Source organism: Haloplanus sp. HW8-1, assembly GCF_023703795.1.
GTDB classification, from domain to species: Archaea; Halobacteriota; Halobacteria; order Halobacteriales; family Haloferacaceae; genus Haloplanus; species Haloplanus pelagicus.
Genome location: NZ_CP098518.1, coordinates 1405375 through 1425991 on the forward strand (window position 1 = coordinate 1405375; position 20617 = coordinate 1425991).

Consider the following 20617-nt stretch of genomic DNA (forward strand, 5'->3'; position numbering starts at 1 on the left):
TCACGTCTCGACGAACTCGACGCCGGTGATTTCGAACCGCGTACCGCCCCGGGTCCCGTCGGTGATCCGAACTGTCCACCCGTGTGCCTCGGCCACCTGTTCGACGATACTCAGTCCGAAGCCGGTGCCGTCCTCGGCGGTCGAAACGCCGGGATCGAACACGCGCTCGCGATCCGCGTCGGGGATCCCCGGCCCGTCGTCCTCCACGTAGAAGCCGCCGTCCATCGTACCGACGGTGACGGTGAGCGGTTCGACGCTGTCATCGGACTCCGTCCGATTGGTCGTGGAGCCATGCTCCACACTGTTCCGGACGAGGTTCTCCAACAGTTGCTTGAGGCGGCTTCGGTCGCCCCGGATCGTCGTGTCGGCGTCGACGGCGAGCGTCGCCGCGCCCGTCTCGATGTTCAGCCAGCAGGACCGGACCAGCGTTTCGAGCGGGATCGGTTCCGGGTCGTCGATGTGTTTCCCGCTCCGCGCGAGTGCGAGCAGATCCTCGATCAGCGTCTGCATCCGTTCGTGTGCCCGGATCACGGCGTCGAGATGCTCGCTGTCGCAGGTCTCGCGAGCGAGTTCGGCTTGGCCCTGTGCGACGTTCAGGGGGTTCCGTATGTCGTGGGAGACGATGCTCGTGAACTCGTCCAGTCGCTCCTTTTTCCGTCTCAGTTCCTTCCGTTCGGTGATGTCGACATAAAAAGCAAAGGAGCCGACGATCTCGTCGTCGCTGTCCCGTCGCGGGACGGCCCGCAACAGCGTCTCGACGGCCGTCCCGTCGGCAGCGAGCAGCGTTCGGTCCTCGTTGACGGCCTCGCCAGCGAGCACGCGGTCGTAGCCGTTGTCGCCGAGGAGTTCCCGCCGAGAGCCGGGTGCATAGAGGGACGCGAGGTCGCGGCCGACGAGGGCCGCCTTCTCGTAGCCGAGCGTCTCGACGAACTGGCGGTTGCAGTCCTCGACGACCGGTCCCGTATCCTCCGCCCGGGTGACGGCCGCCATAACCGGGGCCTCCTCGAAGAGATACCGGTACTGCGCTTCGAACTCGGTGGACAGGGTCTCCAACTCCTCGGTCCGCCGTTCGAGTTCGCGTTCCCGTTCGCGACGTTCGGTGAGATCCTTGACCACCGCGACGACCGATTCGATGTCGCCCTCCGGCGTCGTCAGGGGTGCGGCGTTGATCGAGAGCCACCGGCGCTGACCGTCGGGCCACTCGATGCCGTGTTCGTAGTCCGACACGGGTTCGCCAGTCTCGACGACGCGGCGGAACGGGAGGTCGTCGCTCTGGATCGGATCGCCGTCGTCGTCGACGATCCGCCACTCCGGATCGTCGTACATGCGATCGGTGATCTCGGAGCGCGTGAGTCCGAGGGTCTCCTGGGCGCGTTGGTTGGCCCGTTCGATGGTCCCGTCCGGACTGAGGATGGTGATGCCGACGGGACTGGTCTCGAAGAGCCGCCGAATCTTCTCCCGTTCCGCCCTGAGCGACGCCTCGCGCGCCCGTCGTTCGGTGATATCGCGGGTGACGCCCACGACGGCGTCGACGGTTCCGTCCACGATCAGCGGCGTGAGGCGATACGACAGTACCGCGTCCCCCGCGTCGGGAAACGTCCCCGTCACCTCGCCCTGGACCACGTCGCGTTCGCCGTCGAGGAGTTCCTGGAACGGGTCCCCGTCCGCGTTCGCCCGGATCGTCGGGACGAGGTAGCTCCGCTCGCCCTCGAGTTTGGCCGGCGCCGTCCCGTAGAAGTCGGCCAGATACTCGTTCACGACCTCGAACCGAGCGTCCCTATCGTAGATGCAGGCGGACTCCTGCATCGTGTTCACCATGCGCTCGTAGCGACGTAGTTTCCGCTCGCGTTCCCGCCGCTCGGTGATGTCGGTGATGAATCCCTCCAGCGCCGCGGCCCCGTCGTCGTCCGTGTCGACGCGGCGACCGCGCTCCCACATCCACTTGATGGTACCGTCCTTGGTGACGATCCGGTACGTGGTCTCGAAGGTCCCGTCGGTCGCCAGCGACTCCTGGACGGCGTTCCACGTCGCCTCCTGGTCGTCTGGGTGAAGGACCGATTCGCCCCACTTCACCTCGTTTCGTTCCAGCGTCTCGGCGGGGTAGCCGGTGAGCGCCTCGACTTCGCCCTCGACGGTCACCATCGACCAGTTCGGATCGTTTCGACACCGATAGACCATCCCCGGAAGGTTGCTGATCAGCGTCTCCAGCCGGCGCGTTCGCTCCGTCAACAACCGACTGGATCGGGTGGCCTCCACCGCGTTCGCGATCCGATTGGCTAGCAGTTCGTACTGTTCGGTCCCCGTCTCCTTCTGGAGATAGTCCGTCACGCCGGCGGAGATTGCCTCGCTCGCGACCGCTTCGGACCCCTTACCGGTGAAAAGGATGAAGGGTAGATCGGGGTATCGCTCACGGACCCGTTCGAGGAATTCGAGGCCGTCCCGTCCGGGCATCTCGTGGTCGGAGACGACGCAGTCGACATGGTCGTCGAGGCGGGCCAACGCCTCGTCGACGTTCGTGACTGTTTCGACCTCGATGCGGTCGTCCTCCCGTTCGAGATAGATTGCCGCCATCTCCCCGAAGGCGGTGTCGTCGTCCACGTGGACCACGTGGATGCGTTCGATTGGCGCACTCATCGTCGTCAACGACAACCGTTCGTTCCTCCGACGGCTAAAACTATCGGGGGGAGCGTGTCGCGTGGGCGTCAGTCCGCGTCGGGGATCGCTCCCTCGGCGCGCAACGCCGCCAACTCCTCGTCGTCGTACCCCAACTCGCGGAGGATCGCCTCGGTGTCCTCGCCAAGCAGCGGCGGGGCGCCGTCGAACCCGGCCTCCGCGTGCTCGTAGTTGAGCGGGTGTTCGATCACCGGCACCGTCCCGAGGGCCGGGTGTTCGATCTCCCGGATCGCGTCGCGGGCCTCGGTCTGTTCGTTGTCGAGGGCGGTCGGCACGTCGTAGACGGGGCCGACCGGGATGCCGTGTTCGTCGGCGAGGAGGTCGACCCACTCCTCGGTCGGCCGCTCGCGGAACACGGCGGCCAGTTCCGCTTCGAGGGCGTCCATGTTCGCGACGCGGTCGGGGTTGCTGGCGAAGCGCTCGTCGTCGATCAACTCGGGGCGGTCGATGGCCACGCAGAGTTCCTCCCAGAGTTTCTGGTTGCCACAGCCGACGTTGAGGTAGCCGTCGGCGGTCGGGAAGGACTGATACGGCGCGAGCACGGGGTCTTTCGTCCCCATGCGGGTCGGCTCTTCGCCGACGAACGCCTTGCCGGCGTGCTTGGTGAGCCACGGGAGTGCAGCGTCGTGCATCCCGATCTCGATCCGGTCGCCCTCGCCCCGGAGTTCCCGCCGGAAGAGCGACCCGACGATGCCGAACGCCGCCCACATGGCCGTGATGAGGTCCGTCTGTGGCAGGCCTACCTTGACCGGGTCGCCGTCCTCGGGACCCGTGACGCTCATGATGCCGCTCGTCCCCTGCACCAGGAGGTCGTAGCCGGGGCGACTGCTCCACGGTCCCGTCTCGCCGAACGCGGAGATCGAACAGTAGACGAGGTCCTCGTTGACCTCGCGGAGGTCGTCGTAGCCGACGCCAAGCCGTTCGGCGGTTCCCGGCCGGAAGTTCTCGACGACCACGTCAGCCTCCGCGACGAGGTCGTAGAGCGCGGTCAGTCCCGAGTCGGTCTTCAGGTTCAACTCGACGCTCAACTTGTCGTAGTTGATCGTCCAGAAGTAGGGGGATTCGCCGTTCTCGTCGGCCGTCCGGCCGGGGCCGTCGTAGTCGGGATCGGGGGCGACGAACGGTGGCCCCGAGTGACGGTTGTCGTCGCCGAGTTCGGGCCGTTCGACCTTGATCACCTCGGCTCCCTGATTCGCCAGCATCAGCGTCGCGAACCCGCCCGTCACGAACGTCGTGAGATCGACGACGGTGATGTCGTCGAGGATGCGATCCGTGTTCCCGTCATCGTCGTCGCCGGTGGCCGTCATACACACCCCTGTGACCGACCCGACCAAAATCCTTCCGGGGTGGCGGGGCTCCCGTCAGCGCAGAAACCGGTCGCTCACGTCCTCGTCGGGAACCATACATCGCTCCCTGCGGCCGAACCAGTCGTAGCGGCGGGCCGCCACGGCGTCGTAGAGGGCATCCCGGAGTCGGCGCGGGACGAGTCGGCCACCCCGTGCGAGACGGTAGGGCCAGCCGAGCAGTTCCGCCACGCGGATGACGGCGGCGGACTTGGTGTACGCTCGCTCCCCCTCGACGAGGACGACCGAGTCGACATCCTCCGGAAGGCCTACCCGCTCCAGTACCGCCCGACCCGCGTCCGACTGGAGCGGGGCATACCGCAGTCGGCCCGCCGGATCGCGCGGGACGAGGAACTGGACCACGCCGTTACAGAGGTTACAGACCCCATCGAACAGGAGGATCGCCCCGTCCGTGTCGACGTCCGCGTTCGCGTCCCCGTGCATCGTCACCGGACCGTACTCCGCGAGGCCGTCACGTCGACGCCGGGACTGTAGTACCGCGTCGGCGTCGATGCCGGCCGAGCGAACCCGTCGGCTTCGAACAGGGTGTTTCGCTCCACCTCAGCCGTCGCCGGGTAGAGCGTCCACGGCTCGTGAGTCACGTCGGCGTACCGGAGTCGGCCGTCGGGCGACTGCGTGTAGAACCGGTAGCGCTCGACGAGGAAGCGAGCCAGCGGGTCCGCCCGCGCCTCGAAGGCCGGTCCCGTGGGTCGGTAGGTCGCCTCGTAGGTCGCGGGTCGGGCGCCCGGGTGGCGCCGTCGACTGACGAACCGAACTTCGTTGTCAACGACGTCCAGCGAGATACGGGCGTAGTAGTACGGCAGGTGCTGGAAGAGCCGCGCGCCGATCACGCCGAGGATCCCCTCGGCGTCGAGACTGAAGAAGTAGACCCCAGGCTCGCCCTCGCAGGTGACGTAGGTTCGCAGGTTGAGTTCGGGAAGCACCATGCCGAGTCGGGCTGGCAGCCCCCGTGGACGCACCGCGACGTTGGTGAACGGGACGACCGAGAGCCACGCGTCGCCGTCGTACTCGTCGACGCTCAGCGGATCGGGTAGGTGCGCGTCGACGAGTTCGGGGTCGACCGGCCAGTTCTCGAACAGCAGGTGTCGCCACCCCATCTCCAGCGGGACCATGATCGGTTTCGGGCGGCCAGCCTGAAAACGACGCCGCCCGAGGTCACTGGAAGATGACGACGAGCGAGACGACGACTGCCCCGACGACGACGCCCGCGCCGACGAGTACCAGCGGGCTGTCGACGGCGTTCGCGACGGACGCCGCGATCCCGATGGCGACGAGACCGAGAAACAGCACCGGGAGCGACCGGCGGCCGGGGAGTACGCTCGCGAGTTGCCGTGTCAGGGGCGTCGACTCCGTCGTCCGTTCGGATTCGGGCGGTCGCGAGAGCGTCTCGTCGACGTCGACGTCGCGGCCCTCGTCCGCGGGTTCGACCGTCACCTCGACGGTTCGGCTCTCCGATCCGTAGCCGGTCGCGATTTCGAGGGTCCCGGTGACCGGCTCCGCCACGTCGCTCACGCCGACGGGGACCGAGCGAGTCGTCTCCCGCTCGACGAAGACGTTGCCATCGGCGTCGACGCGCGCGACGGCCGACAGCGCGTCGTCGGCGTGGACGTGGACGTGGACGGCCTCTCCGTGGTTGCGGAGTTCGACCGAGAACGGCTCGCCCGTCGCGAACTCGGCCGGTGCTTCGACCTCATGGAGCTCCCCACGGTTCAATTCGACGAGCAACACCGGAGTCACAGACCGACGTCACACCCAGGGACGAAAAAACTTCAGGCCGTCTCGTCGACGGAGCCGTGCGTCCGACTCGCCGCCGTCTCGGGTCGGATCCCCGTCCGTCACGGGTGTACTCATCGCTCCGGGTGTACGACCTCGCCCGGTGACGTCCACGAATCGGTCGACAGGACTACGCCGGGCTGTAAACTGGTGTTGACGCCCGTCTTGGCGCCGGGGCCGGCGATGGCGCCGAACTTCCGGCGGCCGGTCGGGTGGCCGTCGACCCCTGCGGCGATGGTTCCCCGTCGTGTCGGAGATTCGCCGTCACGGTTCCGGCGCCGAGGTTCGTCTCCGGCCCGAGGATGCTGTCGCCCACGTACGAGAGGTGGTTCGCGGCTGCTCCGCGCATGAGGAGGCTGCTCTTGACTTCGACGGCGTGACCGACCGAGGCGTCCTCGCCGACGACGGTCGGGCCCCGGACGTAGGCGTTCGGACCGACGGTCGCGCCGCGACGAACGAGGACCGGTCCCTCGACGACCACGCCGGCGTTGATGGACGCGTCGGGTTCGACGACGACGTCGCCACTGAGCGCCGCGCCCGCGTGCACCTCGCCGGCCACCTCGCACTCGATCGTTTCCAGCGCCCGCTCGTTGGCCTCGAGGAGGTCCCACGGGTACCGCCCAAGCGTCGAACTCTACACCGACGACGTCGTCGCCGCCGATCAGCCGCCTGAGCACGTCGGTGAGCTCTCGTTCCCCCGTTCGCTCTCCGGGACGTCGAGGAGCCGACGGGCCGACTCGGGGAACGCGTACGCCCCCGTGTTGGCGAGGGTCGACTGCGGCTCGTCGGGTTTCTCGACGATCCCGGTGACGACGCCGCCATCGGTCGAGACGACGCCGTACTCCTCGGGCGTCTCGACGCGTGTATAGCCCACGGCGGGCACGCGGTCGAACAGGTCCGCGATGTCCGCCTCGTCGTAGATGTTGTCCCCGTTGAGGACCGCGAACGGTCCGTCGACGTGACCGACGACGGCGGCGACGGCGTCCGCGGTTCCCGCCCGCGTCTCCTGGTGTGCGTACTCGATCGGAACGCCGCGGTAGGTCTCGCCGAAGTACTCCTCGACGACCGCCGACCGGTATCCCACCGTGAACACGACCTTCTCGACGCCGGCGTCGATGGCCGTGTCGGCCACGCGTGCGGCGATCGGTCTGTCCCCGACCGGGAGCATCGGTTTCGGCGCCGTATCCGACAGCGGTCGCATCCGCGTCCCTCGCCCCGCAGCGAGAAGGATGACATCCATGGATGGTGAGAGTGCGAGGAGCCACGTTAGTATGCGCCGGCTACACCGTATTACGAACGCGTCGAGCGGATGGCGTCGCGTGCGAGTGCCGTCGCGTCCGCGAGGACGTCCGCCGCCCGGTCCTCGGTGTCGGCTTCCGCCATCACCCGGAGCAGCGGTTGGGTTCCGCTCGCGCGGACGAGAAACCAGCTGTCAGACAGGTCGACGCGCACCCCGTCGAGGTCGGTCACGTCGTCGTACCGGTCGCGGACCCGGGACGCCACCTGGGCGACGGCTGCTCCCCCGTCCTCGCAGTGAAACGACTCGCGTTTCGTGACGAACCGGGGGAACGCCTCGAGACGCTCCGAGAGCGGGATCGACCGTGTCCCGCCCGCCTTCGGCGGAGAGATGAGCGCCGCGATTCAAGCCGCCGGCATCAGCGGGGGCATCGTCCGACCGTCTGCTTCGTTCGGCGGCTAGTTCGGGCCGTTCGTCGTGAACGGCTGTCGGCAACGACGGTCGAAACCGTCCTGGAACGCGGTGTCGGCGACGACACACGCGGTCCTCTGTCGAGTCGCTTTCGTCGTTGCCGAGTGCCTCGGCGTCAGACTGGAGGTCGATTTCCCGGTGACACACGATACCGACTGGCATGACTCGCCGGAGACCTAGGCACACGACGAGCGCGAACGGATTCGCCGGTCACGCACGTTCGCGAACTCGTTTGCGACCCCAGCGTCCCGGTTCGAGGACGACGTGTGGGGGGGGCACACGTGGCTGATCGGTTCGCGGCGCTCGCGGCGGACGGCGCCGTCGTCGGTATCGAACATCTCGGCGCCCTGGCGGAATGCCTCGACGGCTTCGCTCCCCCACGACCTGAGCAGGGCTCCGGCACGGTGGCGACCGGGGCGACCGCCACGGCCGTCGAACGGGGCCGCGACGGTGCCACCCCGGTCACCGCGCGGCCGTCCCGATCGATGGACGATCGACTACCGCCGCGAGCGCGCCGCGCGCGCCTCGCCGCCGTCCCGAACTAGATCCTCACATCGCGGACACACTCGAACGGTGTCGAGGTGTGTCGGTGAAAATACGCGAACGTACTTCTCCGTCACGACGGAATCGCAGTTGTCACAATTGGGCATACCGGCTCCAGAGGACTCGCAGTCATAATTTGCAGTACTTACTCGATTCATCAACTATCGTATCTCCGTGACACACGAACGCCTCGATTTCTCGGATGCCGCCACAAGGGGACTGCGGCCAAGACGGTCCGGTTGCGTTCTCGCTCGTACCGAGTATCCGAACCACCCGACCGGATTCGTGAGCGTCTCCGCGTCACCGAAAAGCGATGCAAACGCATGGAGGAGCGCCGGAGGGGAGGTGGTAGTCGGGCGATCCCGGAGTGGGGAACCCCGACTCTCACCAAGAGTCTCCCACAGGAGTGTTATCATTCATCCTTGTCGGAAATCGTGAGCGGCTTTTACCCGTATCGTCACGGCGGGATGTGTCTTTACTGCTATCGATTACGGAATCGAAATCGCAGACCGCCCTTCTGTCAGCGGATCGAGTGCCGCTCTGAGGGTGGTCGCGAGGAGCAGGACCGCCTCCTCGTGATCGCTTTTCTGTGCGTGAATGGAGTACGCGCTTATATCGAGTGCTTTGTATTCGTTCCAGACCTCGGCCGAGACCGTGCCCTGATCGACAAGGGACTGCGTAATTTCGACGAGTAAGCCGTGAATGTGTACGAGTTCCTGCTTTCGCATGGTTTCCCCAGTGAAGTGCGATCGGCTTTCCACGTACTCCTCTTCCAAGGTGAGAAATATCAATCGGCCACATTTTAATGTTCTATTTTGTTTTCACTAAGAGAGTAAACGATACGAGTTATCTTCCTCACACGGAACGAAGAAACCGCACTCGTAACAACTGATAAGTCCGTCTCGCCACTAACACTGGTATGAGCTACCCGGTTACCTACCACTGTCCGCGGTGTGAGGCCATCGTCGAACTCGACCGCGAGGGGTATCTCGCCGACAAGTCGGTGACCCCCTACCCACTCGAAGGGTGGACGTACGTCGACCCCGACGCGGACGTCGAAGCCGCGGACGGCGTGCGCTTCGTCTGTGGCGAGGACGGGACGCTCCGCGACGACGACGCCACCGGCTGTGGCGAGCCCTTCTACCTGAGCTACGTCCGCTTCGAAGGGGGCGAGGCGGTCGACCCAGTCCCCGAGAGCGAGTACGTCCGGCTCGGTCGGTGAGCGCGGGGAGCGTCCCATCCGGACGTCCCGAACGTGTCGGAGTCGTCGTCGAGAGTCCCGATCGGTGAGCGGTTCCAGCGGTCGTGGTGTACACGGGCGTCGCGGTTACCAGACTGGAACACCTCCCGTATCACATACGGAAACCGACCTGTCTCCCGACAAGCCTGGCCTACCGAACAGAGGGCTCGCCGGACGTATCACTTCCAGCCGACTCCGTACAATTATCACTGCCGTCAACTTATTTATCTGTCATGTCAATGTTGATTAATCATTTCGGAGAGATCGCTCGAAACGTGGAGTCGGCGACCGTACCACGTCGGGGTCGCCCGGATCCACTGGGCGGCACGTTCGATCGAGGGGTCGAACGACGGGAGAGGTGTTGCAGACGATGACGGACCACGAGGGGGAGACGGGTGACGAGACGGACCGAAGGGAGTCCACGCTGCCGTCGCGGCGGGCGCTGCTGTCGTCCGTCGCCGCCGTCAGCGCGGCGAGCGGGCTCGCGGGCTGTTCGGGACTGTTCGGAGATGTCACGTCCGTGGCGGCCACACCGGTCGTCCTCTCACCGCGCGGACAGAGGTTCCTCGGGCTGTCGGCGTTCGAGTTCGAGCCGATGACTCGGACGGTGACCCCGGAGGACGCCCCGGCGGCGGTGGAGGTGACCAGCTACCTCGCGGTCCACGGCGGACCGGAAGAGCCCGACCGGCTCCCGGTGCGGTTCGACGTCGTCGAGCCGGCCGCCCACGCGCTCGGCGCACTCGCGATGCCCGCGACCGACCTCCTCGGGCGGAGCCTCAACCCGGCCGCCGAGCAGCCGTTTCCCGAACTCCTGACCGGCGAGCGCGGCCGACAGTTGGTCAGCCGGGCGGGCGTCCTCGACAGCCCGGAGTTCGACTGGGTCCGGGGGCCGACACAGGTGGGAACCGGCGACGGCGAACTGCTCGGGGCGGGGACGGCCGCAGAGAGCTACCTCGGCGTCGTCTCCGACGGCGACGACACTCGGACGCTGCTGAGCCAACTGACCCGGGTCGACAACGAGGGGGACGTGGTGCTGGTCGGCGAGTTCGTCTGGCGTGACACTCCCGCGGACGCCATCGAGACGGACGGAGACTGCGCAGACGACGGGTGCCAGCTATCGATCGAACAGTTGGAGACGTTCCTCGACCGGCTTACGACCAGCTGGGGGCACGTCGACGTCTGCGAGGCGCTGAGCGACGATCCGACCGGCGGTATCGGCGTCTGCGGCGGCGAGACGACTCCCCCGACGGTCCCACGGCTCTCGGTGACGAACGTCCGGGTCGTCCAGCAGGTCGAGAGCACCCGCGTCGAGGAGTCGGGGAGTTCCCCGTCGGTCCGGTACCGCGAGTCGGATCCGGACCTCGTGCGGGGGGAGAACTCCGCCGTGGCGTTCGAGTTCGACACGCTCGACAACCTCGACGCGATGGGGTCGGGCAGCGAATTCCGGATTGACGTGTTCAGCGGCAACTCTGGCGGGGGCGCCCGCTATCAGCGGGCGGGGACCATCGTCTTCTCGAAGAGCGACCTCGAGGACATCGCCGGGGGCGAGCACACCATCTCCGTGCTGCACGACCTCTCGAAGTCCGGAAGCGACGGCAACCCGGTGTTCGAACTGGAGACCGGCGAGGTGAAGCTCAGCCCGCGGTCGTCGGGGTACGTCCTCGACTCTGGAGTCGCACAGACCCTCGTCGTCCTCCCGAAGAACATCAGAGACGTCGCCCCGCTGCGGGTGGGATTCATCCCGCTCGTAGACGCCCCACGGGACCCGTTCAAGAGCTCGGGCGACAGGTACGGCGACGCGAACGGGCTACCGAGGGTTCCGCTCGACACGTACAAGACCATGGCGGAGTACCTCCAGCGGGTGTACCCCGGCGACGTCATCACCTACCTCCACCAGGATACGCCGTTCCCCGGCGACGCAACGAAGGCGCTGGGCGGGATGAACAAGGAGATGGCCGAGGTGGACAACGTACTGCACAACATCGCGACCGGTGGCGCGCTGACCAACAGCAACTTCCCGAGCGGCGGGACGCTGCGGACGGACGGCCGCAACCGGTCGGCGGTGGTCTCGGACATACGGCAGAACGGGTTCGACGTCACCGTGGCCATCGTCCCCGGCGTCGCCGTCAACAACTCCGGCGCGTCGGACTACTACGACTACCACGGCAAGCCGTGGGCCGGGGTGGCGTTCGGCGCCAACGCCGCGGTCTCCTCCGTCGGCGTGGCTCCGGGCGGCGACGGCCAGTCGGTCTCACACACGGTCGCTCAGGAGATCGGTCACTTCTTCCAGGACGACTACCTGGGGCCGTCGCCGGACCACCCGATGGCCCAGCGGCGTGACAGCGATTCGAACGCGAGCGCCAACGGCAAACCGCTCGACCCGTCCCACGCCCGCCACAAGGGCTCCAGCAACGACGGCATCAGCGGGACGGACGGCCCGGGCGTCGAATCGGTCGGCTACGACCTCGAGGACGGGTTCCGGAACGTCCAGTGGTTCAAGAACCGCGACGGGAGCTTCGAGACCGAGGGGCGGACGCCGTACAACAGCATGGACACCGTCCCGAGTTACATGAGCTACACCAACGTCACCTGGGAGGTGTGGGCCGACGCCCGCATCCACCAGCAGCTCATCGACACCGGGACCGGCGAGCAGTGGACGGCCGGCCTGTTCGGCAACAGCAACGCCAACACGATGCTGACGGCGAGCGGACGGATCGCGGAGGACGGTACCGTCCGGTACGAGGACGTGTGGACGATGGAGGGGTACGAACGCTACGTCGACGACGACGCCAACCCCGTCGAGGTCGCGCTCCTCGGTCCCGACGGGGAGGAACTGGTCGGCGCCCGCGTCCCGGTGGCGGTGGGTGCCACCCACGAACACACCCACGCGGAGACGCCACGCCAGCCGACGTTCACCCTCCCGTTCGAGTCGGGCGGAGTGCGCGTCCGGACCACCTACCAGGACCGCACGACGACGATGAACCCGGTGGTGCGCAGCGTTCGCGATGCCGTCCAACGGGTCCCGGATCGAGGGTTTGCCGGGGAGCACGAGGCCGCCCGCGAGCGGATCGGGACGGCGCTGGACGAGGTTTCCGCCGAGATGGCGGAGGGGAACTACGCCGAGGCCGCGGCCGTGATGGACGGTGACGTCCGCGAGCGCATCGGGGAGTCACTCGTCGAGTACGAGGCGGCGCTCGATCAGCGAACGCCGGCCGCGATGGCGAACCTACTCGACAAGATGGTCGAACGGCTGGCGGCGGCCCGATAGCGACTGCTCGAAGCGCCGACGACTCGTTGGGAGTTCGATCACCCGGTCGGTACTCGAACTAGTGTGGCGATATATGATCTCCGAAGCCCCTGTGTGAGTTCTCGAACGGTGAGACGTTCCGGCGTGTCGAATAGAAGACGCGTATCCCACGGTTCGCTCCGAGAGTGGCGGTCGGCGATCCGGAGAGCGTCAATCGTTTCTCCGGGTCCGAGTCACCGAACCAACATGGCAAAGAGATAAGGTGAGGTGGCCTGCAAGGTCCGGTATGGCAACGCTCAACAAAGCGATCTGGATGTGGCGACAGGTAAAGCGGGGGATCTCAGTCGGGTTGTTCGGTGGCGGCGTCTATCTACTTTGGCTCCTGTACACCGGCGATCTCCAAGGACTCGTTTTGGTGTTCTTCGGGGCACTGCTGACCGGTGGAGGAATCGTCGGAATACTGTTCCCATCGAAGCTAAAGTTCTTGGAAGGTTCGGGAGACGACGAATATTGACGGCTAGGAATCCCTCTCGAGGGGGTAGATTCGACCGGGTGCCATCCGAGACGACAGCAGGGGATACTAGATGTTGAAAACTAATACAATATTGATATGAATTCGACTCCCCGGTCATGATCCACCGGACTTGTCAACATCGAGAGGGCGTAACCGACGGAGTCCGATAGCCAACTGCACGTTGACAGGGATCACTCGCAACGATATCGTCCCTGACAGCAGTGATCGTGGTGGGTTGGTGTCGTCGCGTGAACGTCGAGAACAGTGTTGGTCGCGCTATCGACCGAGAGCGACGTCCTGACTGCTGTCCACCGTTTCGTGTAGTGTGCAGAGACACGGCAGCGCTCACCCGCGACCGACGACTACCCCTTGATATTGCAGACGGGGTACGTCCGTGCGACCTTGTCGCCGATGCCCAGTTCGTCCGAGACCCGAACCACTTCGTCGACGTCCTTGTAGACGCCAGGGGCCTCTTCGGCCACCGTCGCGCCGCTCTGGGCCTTGACGTAGACGTGTTGCTGGTCCCGCAGTTCGTCCTGTACCGTCTCGCCCCAGAACTCCTGTTTGGCCTGAGTTCGGCTCATGAGTCGGCCGGCGCCGTGGGCGGTGGAGCCGAAGGTGAGATCCATCGACGCCGCCCCGCCCCGGAGGACGTAGCTCCCGGCGCCCATGCTCCCGGGAATGATGATGGGCTGGCCGACGTCGCGGTAGGCGGCGGGCACCTCGGGGTGGCCGGCGGGGAACGCCCGCGTCGCACCCTTGCGGTGGACGTAGAGTTCGCGTTCCTCGCGGTCCTGCGGGTCGCCTCCAACCTCGTGGACCTCCTTCTTGGCGATGTTGTGGGCCACGTCGTACAGCAGGTGCATCTCCATCGATTCCCACGACCGATCGAAGATCCGCTCGAACACCTGTCGGACCCGGTGCATGATGAGTTGGCGGTTCACCCACGCGAAGTTGATGCAGGCACACATCGCGCCGTAGTACTCCTCCGCGAGTTCCGACCCTGCGGGGGCGGCTGCGAGTTCCTTATCGGGGAGTCGAGACAGGAGGTCACCGTGGCGCTTCTCGATCTTACGGAGGTAATCCGTACAGGTCTGGTGGCCCAGCCCGCGGCTCCCACAGTGGATGAGGACGACGATCTGTTCGGGTTCCAGTCCGTAGGCGTCGGCCACGTCGTCGCGGTAGACGTCGGTTACGCGCTGGACTTCGAGGAAGTGGTTCCCGCTCCCGAGGCTCCCCAGTTGGTTTTTGCCTCGGTCCTTCGCCTTCTGGGAGACGGCGCTCGGGTCGGCGTCCGGGCGTCGCCCCTCGTCCTCACAGTGTTCGAGGTCGTCGGGCACCGCCCACCCCTCCTCCAGCGCCCAGTCGACGCCGCGGGAGAGCACCGCCTCGACCGTGTCGATCCCGTTCTCGACGATGCCGCCGCCGCCGAGGCCGGAGGGCACGTTCGCGAACAGGGACTCGACGAGTTCCTCCTCGCGGCCCCGCACGTCGTCGTAGGTGAGTCTTGTTTTCATCATTCTCACACCGCAATTAATGTCGTAGCCGACCGCTCCCGGCGAGATACAGCCGTGTTCGGCGTCCGTCGCACCGACGCCGCCGACGGGGAAGCCGTAGCCCTGGTGGCCGTCGGGCATGCAGACCGCGTGGTCGGTCATGCCTGGCAGGTGGGTCGCGTTCTTGAGTTGCTGGAGCGTCTTGTCGTCGCCGATCCGTTCGAGCAGCGACTCGCTCGCGAGCACCCGGGCGGGGACGCGCATGTCGCCCTCGCGGGGGATCTCCCAGACGTGTTCCCGGACGCGTTCGAGACGGATGCCGTCGAACTCGCGCGTGGTCATGCGTGGTCCGAGGTGATCGAGGCGGGAATACGTTACTACACGTCGAGGACGACGTACGCCTTCCAACCCTCTTCGGTCCGCTCGATGCGCATCTCGGAGTAGGTCACCGCCTTCACGTCGCGGGCGACGATCTCCGAGAACGGCACGCCACGGGCGCTCGCCTCGATCACCCACTCGTCGCCGTCCTCCCGGACGGACGCCTCGTTGGCGACCGGAAGGACGCCGCGAACGTCGCGCTCGTAGATCAGTCGATCGAGGTAATCGAAGAGGAGCGCCTCCAACCCCTCGGCCCGGACGGTGAAAGAGAAGCGACCGCCGGTCCGGGGGATCTCGTCGCACGTCGCGGCCGCGAGGCCGTCGGCGACGGCGGCGAACGTCTCGTCGAGGCGTTCGCCGGTCGCTGCCACGGCGACGTCGGCGGTGTGGGGACGGAGTTCGTAGCTCATTGGAGCGGCCGTCGTCGGAGTCGAGGGCCGCCCCCGTCAAAACGTTTGCTCGGCGGGTGCGGGACCGGGCGTTCCGAGGACGGGAGCCGGCGACGATAGACGCCGACGATGCAGTTATATTACCCGACACACTAAACCGCCGATAGTGAGCGTCACCGTCGAGAAACGGGTCGATGGGCCGGGTGCGACCGACCACGCCGACGAGGCCTGGGAACTCAAAGAGCGGATCCGCCGCAACGAGGAGGTCCTGAAACAGCGAAAGCGGTTCTTCATGGACGCGTATCGGCGGGCGAAGACCCACCTGCTCTATCTCGACGACGACCTCGTCGGCTTCACCACGGCCCGACGCGACGGCTACATCCTCTTTCTCGCCGTCGATCCCGACCGACGGGGCGAGGGGTTCGGACGGCGCCTCGTCGCCGAGGTGGCCGAGGAACACCGGACGGTTACCTGCCACGCTCGCGCGACGAACGAGCGAGCGCTCGCCTTCTACGAGTCCGTCGGCTTCGAGATCAAGCGGCGGATCGAGAGCTACTACGAGGACGACGGCGACGCGTACTATCTCCGCCTCGGACCCGACGAACGACTGCGCGACCGACTCTCCGAGTTGATCCGTCGGTAGTCAGCCGTCGTAGTGACCCTTGTCTGTGACCACGTCGTCGACCAGCGACATCGGCGTCGCGTCGTAGGCAGGGTTCTCGATCCGGACACCCTCGACGGGTTCACGGATCACCTCGGCCGGTGGCCGCGACTCGTTCTCGAAGACGAAGTCGTCCTCGATGATCTTGGACTGCGAGCCGACGACGGTGACGGGGACGTCGGCCACCTCGGCGGCGGCGGCCAGCGGAAAGGTCCCAACGCGGTTGTAGAGGGTGTCCTCGACGATACAGTCCATGCCGACGAGCACCCGATCACACCGGTCGAGGAGGAGGCCGGCGGCGCTGTCGACGGCGAGGTGTGGCTCGACGCGGTCCATCTCGGCGAGGCGACGAGCGGTCTTGCGGCCGAGATATCGCGGCCGGGCCTCGGTGACGTACGCGGTGAGGTGACAGCCGTTGGCGGCGGCCGTCTCGATGGCCTCCAGAACCGTCGATGAGAAGTCGTGCGTGAGGAACGTCTCGCCGCTCTCGAACGTATCGGCGGCCGCGGCGGCCGCCCGGTGTTTGCCCGTCTCGATCTCCTCGGTGATCCGGTCGATCTCCCCCTCGGTTCGGGCTTTCGCCCCCTCGACCGTCTCCCCCTCTCCGAGCACGCCGTCGACGATTTCGCGCATCGCCTTGTGGAGCGAGGCGTGGGAGGGGTTGGCCCGACGGAGCGCCCCGGCGTTGCGTTCCAGGTCGCGTTCGTAGGCCTCGACGTTTCGATAGTCCCTATCGAGGAGTTCGCGGAGGGCAGCGGTGGCCTTGACTGCGACCACCGACGAACTGTGGGTCTGCATCCGTCGGATCTCCTCGATAGTCTCGTCGATCATACCGGGTGGTGTCGTGTACGCGGCAAAGACTTTCCGGCCGGGGCCGTCCCGAGGAGGGCGTCAGTCGGCGGTGTCGTCGTCCCGACGACGGGCGTAGCCGTAGGCGAACACCGCGGTGACGAACCAGACCAGCGCGCCAACCCGGACGGCGAAGGCCGCGCGGGCACCCCAGGTCGGGAGCGTCGTCACCGTCGAGAGCGCCGCCACGAGGGGGGCGCCGGCGACGATGGTGGTTACGAACGTCACCTGCATCACCCACCCGAAGTCGACGCCGTCCGGATCGGTTCGCTCGACGCGGTGTGGCACGACTGCGGGTTCGGGGGCGACGCGCTAAGTTGTGGCGATTCGCTCCAGGAACGACGCGACCGCGTCGTTGAAGGCCGCGGGTCGCTCCAGCATCGCGAGGTGGGCCGCGTCGGGGATCGTCGTCCACTCGGCGTCGGGGATCGATTCGGCGAGCGACTCGTGGTACCAGGGCGGGGTGAGGGCGTCGTGTTCCCCGACGACGGCCAGCGTCGGGACCGACACCTCGTCGAGGCGGTCGCGAACGTCGAACTCGTGGCAGGTCCGGAAGTCGCGGTGGGTGACGGTCGGTCCTGCGTCGTGAAGCGTCTCCCGCGAGACGGCCACCAGTCGCTCGTCGGGGTCGTGAAAGAGACGATCCGGGCCGTGGAGGAACTCGACCGCCCGCTCGAAGTCCGTCCGGAGCCACCGGAGCAGGTCGTCGAGGACGGCGAGTTTGGCGCCGGTCCCGGCGAGGATCAGACCCGATGGGTCGAGCGCCGACGCCCGATCGAGCAGGAGCGTCAGGACGACGGCGCCGCCGAGCGAGCTACCACAGAGCACGCCGGCGTCGGTCGCCCGGGCGACGGCGACGACGTCGTCGACGTACGCCGACAGCGCCTCGTAGCCCGGCGCGGCGTCCACGTCCGGGCTCTCCCCGTGGCCGCTCAGGTCGAGGGCGATCACGGGGCGTTCGTCGGCGAGGCGGGCCTGTGACTTCCAGACGCCGCTCGATCCACCGCTCCCGTGGACGAAGAGGATCGGTTCGCCGTCCCCGCCCCGGTCGTGTCGCCGGTAGGCCGTCGTCCGCCCGTGGTGTGTAACCGTCTCCATACAGGCGGTTGCATGGGAAGGGGCATAAACCCCGCCCGCGGCCGAGATTACTGTGAACCGCAATTTCACTGAATAAGACTACCCCGACACTGTACTGCGATTATTCTACGAAAGATTTAAATATATAGCCAACTAACGAGGAGTTAGGAAGTATCATGGTGAACCAGCAATTCGCCGGCGAGGACGAGCGGTTCGTCCGCCGGTACGACTACGAGGATGGGTGGGTCGTCGCCGCCGACGTCGGCGTCGCGGACGACCGCTTGACGGCCGACGTCGTCGACGGGACGGCGATCGTCCTGGTCGACGGGCGGACCGAGCTGGAGTTCGACGTCCCCGGCTCGGCCGACGGCGTCGACACGAACAACGGCGTACTCGTCGTGAGGGGCGAACGATGAAACTCGTCGTCAGACCGCTGAAACAGAAGGACGCCGGTCGCGGCCTCGCGGCCATCGACCGCGCGGCCGCGGCGGAGATGGACCTCGAAGTCGGTGACTACGTCCGGATCGAGGGCAAGGACGGCACCGCCATCGCCCGTGTCTGGCCCGGGTTGCCCGAGGACCAGGGGTCCGGAGTCGTCCGCATCGACGGTCAGCTCCGCCAGCAGGCGAACGTCGGGATCGACGACCGCGTCGAGGTCGAGAAAGCCGACGTGAAACAGGCCGACCGCGTGACCGTCGCCCTCCCCCAGCAGATCGGGATCCGCGGCGACATTGGCCCCTACCTCCGCGATAAGCTCACCGACAAGCCGATCACCAAAGGGCAGACCCTCCGGGTCCCCTTCGGTTTCGGATTCATGGGTGGCCGCGGGAACAAGGCCCTGCCGCTGAAGGTAGCCGACACCGACCCGTCGGGGACGGTCGTCGTCACCGACTCCACCGAGATACAGATCAGCGAACAGCCCGCCGAGCAGATCCGAGAGACCGAGGCCACGGACGCGAGCCCCGAGACCCCGGACGTGACCTACGAGGACATCGGCGGTCTGGACCGCGAACTCGAACAGGTTCGCGAGATGATCGAACTGCCGATGCGCCACCCCGAACTGTTCCGGCGGCTCGGCATCGATCCGCCGAAGGGCGTGCTCCTGCACGGCCCGCCGGGGACTGGGAAGACGCTGATCGCCAAGGCCGTCGCCAACGAGATCGACGCCTCCTTCCACGACATCAGCGGCCCGGAGATCATGTCGAAGTACTACGGCGAGAGCGAGGAGCAACTCCGCGAGATCTTTGAGGAGGCCGAGGAGAACGCGCCCGCCATCGTCTTCATCGATGAGATCGACTCCATCGCGCCGGAACGCGGCGAGGCCGGCGGCGACGTGGAACGGCGCGTCGTCGCGCAGTTGCTCTCGCTGATGGACGGACTCGAAGAGCGCGGCGAGGTCGTGGTGATCGGCGCGACCAACCGCGTCGACGCCATCGACCCCGCGCTCCGCCGCGGTGGCCGGTTCGACCGCGAGATCGAGATCGGCGTCCCCGACCGCGACGGCCGCCGCGAGATCCTGCAGGTCCACACCCGCAACATGCCGCTGGCCGAGGACGTCGACGTCGACGAGTTCGCCGACTCGACGCACGGCTACGTCGGCGCCGACCTCGAGAGCCTCGCCAAGGAGGCCGCGATGAACGCGCTCCGGCGCATCCGCCCGGAGATCGACCTCGAAGAGGACGAGATCGACGCCGAGATCCTCGAATCTCTGGAGGTCGACGAGGCCGACTTCCGCGAGGCGCTGAAAGGCATCGAGCCGTCGGCGCTCCGCGAGGTGTTCGTCGAGGTTCCCGACGTCACCTGGAACGACGTGGGTGGCCTCGAAGACACGAAAGAGCGGCTCCGCGAGACGATCCAGTGGCCGCTGGACTACCCCGAGGTGTTCGAGGCCATGGATATGCAGTCCGCGAAGGGCGTACTCATGTACGGCCCGCCCGGCACGGGGAAGACCCTGCTCGCGAAGGCCGTCGCCAACGAGGCCGAGTCCAACTTCATATCGGTGAAGGGGCCGGAACTGCTCGATAAGTACGTCGGGGAGAGCGAGAAGGGCGTCCGCGAGATCTTCAGCAAGGCTCGCGAGAACGCCCCGACCGTCATCTTCTTCGACGAGATCGACGCCATCGCGACCGAGCGCGGGCGCAACACCGGCGACTCGGGCGTCTCCGAGCGCGTCGTCTCCCAGCTCCTGACGGAACTCGATGGGCTGGAGAGTCTGGAGGACGTCGTGGTGATCGCCACCTCCAACCGGCCGGATCTCATCGACTCGGCGCTCCTCCGGCCGGGACGCCTCGACCGGCACGTCCACGTGCCCGTCCCCGACGAGTCCGCTCGCCGCGCGATCTTCGAGGTGCACACCCGGAACAAGCCGCTGGCCGAGGACGTCGACCTCGACAGCCTCGCCCGGCGGACGGAGAACTACGTCGGCGCGGACATCGAGGCGGTCTGTCGCGAGGCCTCGATGGCCGCCTCCCGGGAGTTCATCAACAGCGTCTCACCCGAGGAGATCGGCGACTCGGTCGGGAACGTCCGCGTCACGATGGCCCACTTCGAGCAGGCCCTCGACGAGGTGACCGCGAGCGTCACCGACGACGTGCGCGAGCGCTACGAGGAGATCGAACAGCGGTTCGGGACCGACGAGGGCGAGGTGGCCACCGAGACCGAGGCCAGCCGCACGTTCCACTAGCCGCGAACCGGTCGCTATTTGA

The 20617-nt window shown here is 66.8% G+C and carries 20 protein-coding genes and 1 pseudogene; 7 read left to right on the forward strand and 14 right to left on the reverse strand.

The window, feature by feature from the left end; translation table 11 throughout:
• From NBT82_RS07455 to NBT82_RS07485, 7 genes and pseudogenes are all read right to left on the reverse strand, one after another.
• Positions 1-2634 (reverse strand): hybrid sensor histidine kinase/response regulator, encoded by a 2634-nt coding sequence (locus NBT82_RS07455; RefSeq protein WP_251330914.1) that lies wholly within the window; start codon positions 2632-2634, stop codon positions 1-3.
• 68 nt (positions 2635-2702) lie between these two features.
• Positions 2703-3980 (reverse strand): CaiB/BaiF CoA transferase family protein, encoded by a 1278-nt coding sequence (locus tag NBT82_RS07460; RefSeq protein ID WP_251330915.1) that lies wholly within the window; start codon positions 3978-3980, stop codon positions 2703-2705.
• A gap of 54 nt (positions 3981-4034) precedes the next feature.
• On the reverse strand, positions 4035-4460 hold the full coding sequence (locus NBT82_RS07465; protein ID WP_251331372.1) for a thiol-disulfide oxidoreductase DCC family protein: 426 nt from the start codon (positions 4458-4460) through the stop codon (positions 4035-4037).
• Positions 4461-4462: 2 nt separating this feature from the next.
• Positions 4463-5152 carry a YqjF family protein gene (locus NBT82_RS07470; protein WP_345780718.1) on the reverse strand — a complete coding sequence of 230 codons (690 nt, stop codon included), beginning with the start codon at positions 5150-5152 and terminating at the stop codon, positions 4463-4465.
• A 40-nt stretch (positions 5153-5192) separates the two neighbouring features.
• Positions 5193-5774, reverse strand: coding sequence for a DUF7524 family protein (locus NBT82_RS07475; RefSeq protein ID WP_251330917.1), 582 nt, complete (start codon positions 5772-5774; stop codon positions 5193-5195).
• A 110-nt stretch (positions 5775-5884) separates the two neighbouring features.
• Positions 5885-7050, reverse strand: a pseudogene (gene glmU / locus NBT82_RS07480) (bifunctional sugar-1-phosphate nucleotidylyltransferase/acetyltransferase).
• Positions 7051-7100: 50 nt separating this feature from the next.
• Positions 7101-7313 carry a hypothetical protein gene (locus tag NBT82_RS07485; RefSeq protein ID WP_251330918.1) on the reverse strand — a complete coding sequence of 71 codons (213 nt, stop codon included), beginning with the start codon at positions 7311-7313 and terminating at the stop codon, positions 7101-7103.
• Positions 7314-7784: 471 nt separating this feature from the next.
• On the opposite strand from NBT82_RS07485, the gene NBT82_RS07490 reads away from it, so the two are divergent.
• On the forward strand, positions 7785-8063 hold the full coding sequence (locus NBT82_RS07490) for a hypothetical protein (RefSeq protein ID WP_251330919.1): 279 nt from the start codon (positions 7785-7787) through the stop codon (positions 8061-8063).
• On the opposite strand, the gene NBT82_RS20275 is transcribed toward NBT82_RS07490, so the two are convergent.
• Together NBT82_RS20275 and NBT82_RS07495 are read right to left on the reverse strand one after the other, a co-directional pair.
• Complete coding sequence (locus NBT82_RS20275) at positions 8016-8219, reverse strand: DUF7563 family protein (RefSeq protein ID WP_425601767.1); 204 nt, start codon at positions 8217-8219, stop codon at positions 8016-8018. The genes NBT82_RS07490 and NBT82_RS20275 overlap by 48 nt on opposite strands.
• Before the next feature lie 330 nt (positions 8220-8549).
• Complete coding sequence (locus NBT82_RS07495; RefSeq protein ID WP_251330920.1) at positions 8550-8837, reverse strand: UPF0058 family protein; 288 nt, start codon at positions 8835-8837, stop codon at positions 8550-8552.
• Between the two features lie 143 nt (positions 8838-8980).
• Here NBT82_RS07495 and NBT82_RS07500 point away from each other — a divergent pair, with 143 nt between their 5' ends.
• The 3 genes from NBT82_RS07500 to NBT82_RS07510 all read left to right on the forward strand — a co-directional run bounded on the left by NBT82_RS07500 (position 8981) and on the right by NBT82_RS07510 (position 13062).
• Complete coding sequence (locus NBT82_RS07500; protein WP_251330921.1) at positions 8981-9283, forward strand: DUF7969 family protein; 303 nt, start codon at positions 8981-8983, stop codon at positions 9281-9283.
• Positions 9284-9671: 388 nt separating this feature from the next.
• The gene (locus NBT82_RS07505; RefSeq protein WP_251330922.1) at positions 9672-12569 is read left to right on the forward strand and encodes a DUF6517 family protein; all 2898 of its coding nucleotides are present in this window, start codon (positions 9672-9674) and stop codon (positions 12567-12569) included.
• 265 nt (positions 12570-12834) lie between these two features.
• Complete coding sequence (locus NBT82_RS07510; RefSeq protein ID WP_251330923.1) at positions 12835-13062, forward strand: hypothetical protein; 228 nt, start codon at positions 12835-12837, stop codon at positions 13060-13062.
• Between the two features lie 362 nt (positions 13063-13424).
• On the opposite strand, the gene NBT82_RS07515 is transcribed toward NBT82_RS07510, so the two are convergent.
• A complete protein-coding gene (locus tag NBT82_RS07515) occupies positions 13425-14900 on the reverse strand; it encodes an RtcB family protein (protein ID WP_251330924.1) in 1476 nt (491 codons plus the stop codon).
• A 35-nt stretch (positions 14901-14935) separates the two neighbouring features.
• Positions 14936-15346: an archease gene (locus NBT82_RS07520; protein WP_251330925.1), complete on the reverse strand. Its 411-nt coding sequence runs from the start codon at positions 15344-15346 to the stop codon at positions 14936-14938.
• A 145-nt stretch (positions 15347-15491) separates the two neighbouring features.
• Between NBT82_RS07520 and NBT82_RS07525 the strand changes: the two genes are divergently transcribed.
• Positions 15492-15968: a GNAT family N-acetyltransferase gene (locus NBT82_RS07525; protein WP_251330926.1), complete on the forward strand. Its 477-nt coding sequence runs from the start codon at positions 15492-15494 to the stop codon at positions 15966-15968.
• Here NBT82_RS07525 and NBT82_RS07530 read toward each other — a convergent pair whose 3' ends face one another.
• From NBT82_RS07530 to NBT82_RS07540, 3 genes are read right to left on the reverse strand one after another with little or no spacing between them, the layout of a single operon-like run.
• Positions 15969-16817 carry an eIF2B alpha/beta/delta subunit family protein gene (locus NBT82_RS07530; protein ID WP_251330927.1) on the reverse strand — a complete coding sequence of 283 codons (849 nt, stop codon included), beginning with the start codon at positions 16815-16817 and terminating at the stop codon, positions 15969-15971.
• 60 nt (positions 16818-16877) lie between these two features.
• Positions 16878-17123: a DUF5822 domain-containing protein gene (locus NBT82_RS07535; protein WP_345780682.1), complete on the reverse strand. Its 246-nt coding sequence runs from the start codon at positions 17121-17123 to the stop codon at positions 16878-16880.
• A 24-nt stretch (positions 17124-17147) separates the two neighbouring features.
• Positions 17148-17933, reverse strand: coding sequence for an alpha/beta fold hydrolase (locus NBT82_RS07540; RefSeq protein WP_251330928.1), 786 nt, complete (start codon positions 17931-17933; stop codon positions 17148-17150).
• 155 nt (positions 17934-18088) lie between these two features.
• Between NBT82_RS07540 and NBT82_RS07545 the strand changes: the two genes are divergently transcribed.
• Complete coding sequence (locus NBT82_RS07545; RefSeq protein WP_251330929.1) at positions 18089-18328, forward strand: DUF7127 family protein; 240 nt, start codon at positions 18089-18091, stop codon at positions 18326-18328.
• Positions 18325-20595, forward strand: coding sequence for a CDC48 family AAA ATPase (locus tag NBT82_RS07550; protein WP_251330930.1), 2271 nt, complete (start codon positions 18325-18327; stop codon positions 20593-20595). Before NBT82_RS07545 ends, NBT82_RS07550 begins: the two co-directional genes overlap by 4 nt.
• Positions 20596-20617 lie beyond the last annotated feature (22 nt).

Bases quoted from the DNA above. Each gene is read 5' to 3' on its own strand.
- NBT82_RS07530 (WP_251330927.1), bottom strand. From the start codon at position 16,817: ATGATCGACGAGACTATCGAGGAGATCCGACGGATGCAGACCCACAGT.
- NBT82_RS07465 (WP_251331372.1), bottom strand. From the start codon at position 4,460: ATGCACGGGGACGCGAACGCGGACGTCGACACGGACGGGGCGATCCTC.
- NBT82_RS07500 (WP_251330921.1), top strand. From the start codon at position 8,981: ATGAGCTACCCGGTTACCTACCACTGTCCGCGGTGTGAGGCCATCGTC.
- NBT82_RS07460 (WP_251330915.1), bottom strand. From the start codon at position 3,980: ATGACGGCCACCGGCGACGACGATGACGGGAACACGGATCGCATCCTC.
- NBT82_RS07515 (WP_251330924.1), bottom strand. From the start codon at position 14,900: ATGACCACGCGCGAGTTCGACGGCATCCGTCTCGAACGCGTCCGGGAA.
- NBT82_RS07550 (WP_251330930.1), top strand. From the start codon at position 18,325: ATGAAACTCGTCGTCAGACCGCTGAAACAGAAGGACGCCGGTCGCGGC.
- NBT82_RS07455 (WP_251330914.1), bottom strand. From the start codon at position 2,634: ATGAGTGCGCCAATCGAACGCATCCACGTGGTCCACGTGGACGACGAC.
- NBT82_RS20275 (WP_425601767.1), bottom strand. From the start codon at position 8,219: ATGAATCGAGTAAGTACTGCAAATTATGACTGCGAGTCCTCTGGAGCC.
- NBT82_RS07510 (WP_251330923.1), top strand. From the start codon at position 12,835: ATGGCAACGCTCAACAAAGCGATCTGGATGTGGCGACAGGTAAAGCGG.
- NBT82_RS07520 (WP_251330925.1), bottom strand. From the start codon at position 15,346: ATGAGCTACGAACTCCGTCCCCACACCGCCGACGTCGCCGTGGCAGCG.
- NBT82_RS07505 (WP_251330922.1), top strand. From the start codon at position 9,672: ATGACGGACCACGAGGGGGAGACGGGTGACGAGACGGACCGAAGGGAG.
- NBT82_RS07545 (WP_251330929.1), top strand. From the start codon at position 18,089: ATGGTGAACCAGCAATTCGCCGGCGAGGACGAGCGGTTCGTCCGCCGG.
- NBT82_RS07540 (WP_251330928.1), bottom strand. From the start codon at position 17,933: ATGGAGACGGTTACACACCACGGGCGGACGACGGCCTACCGGCGACAC.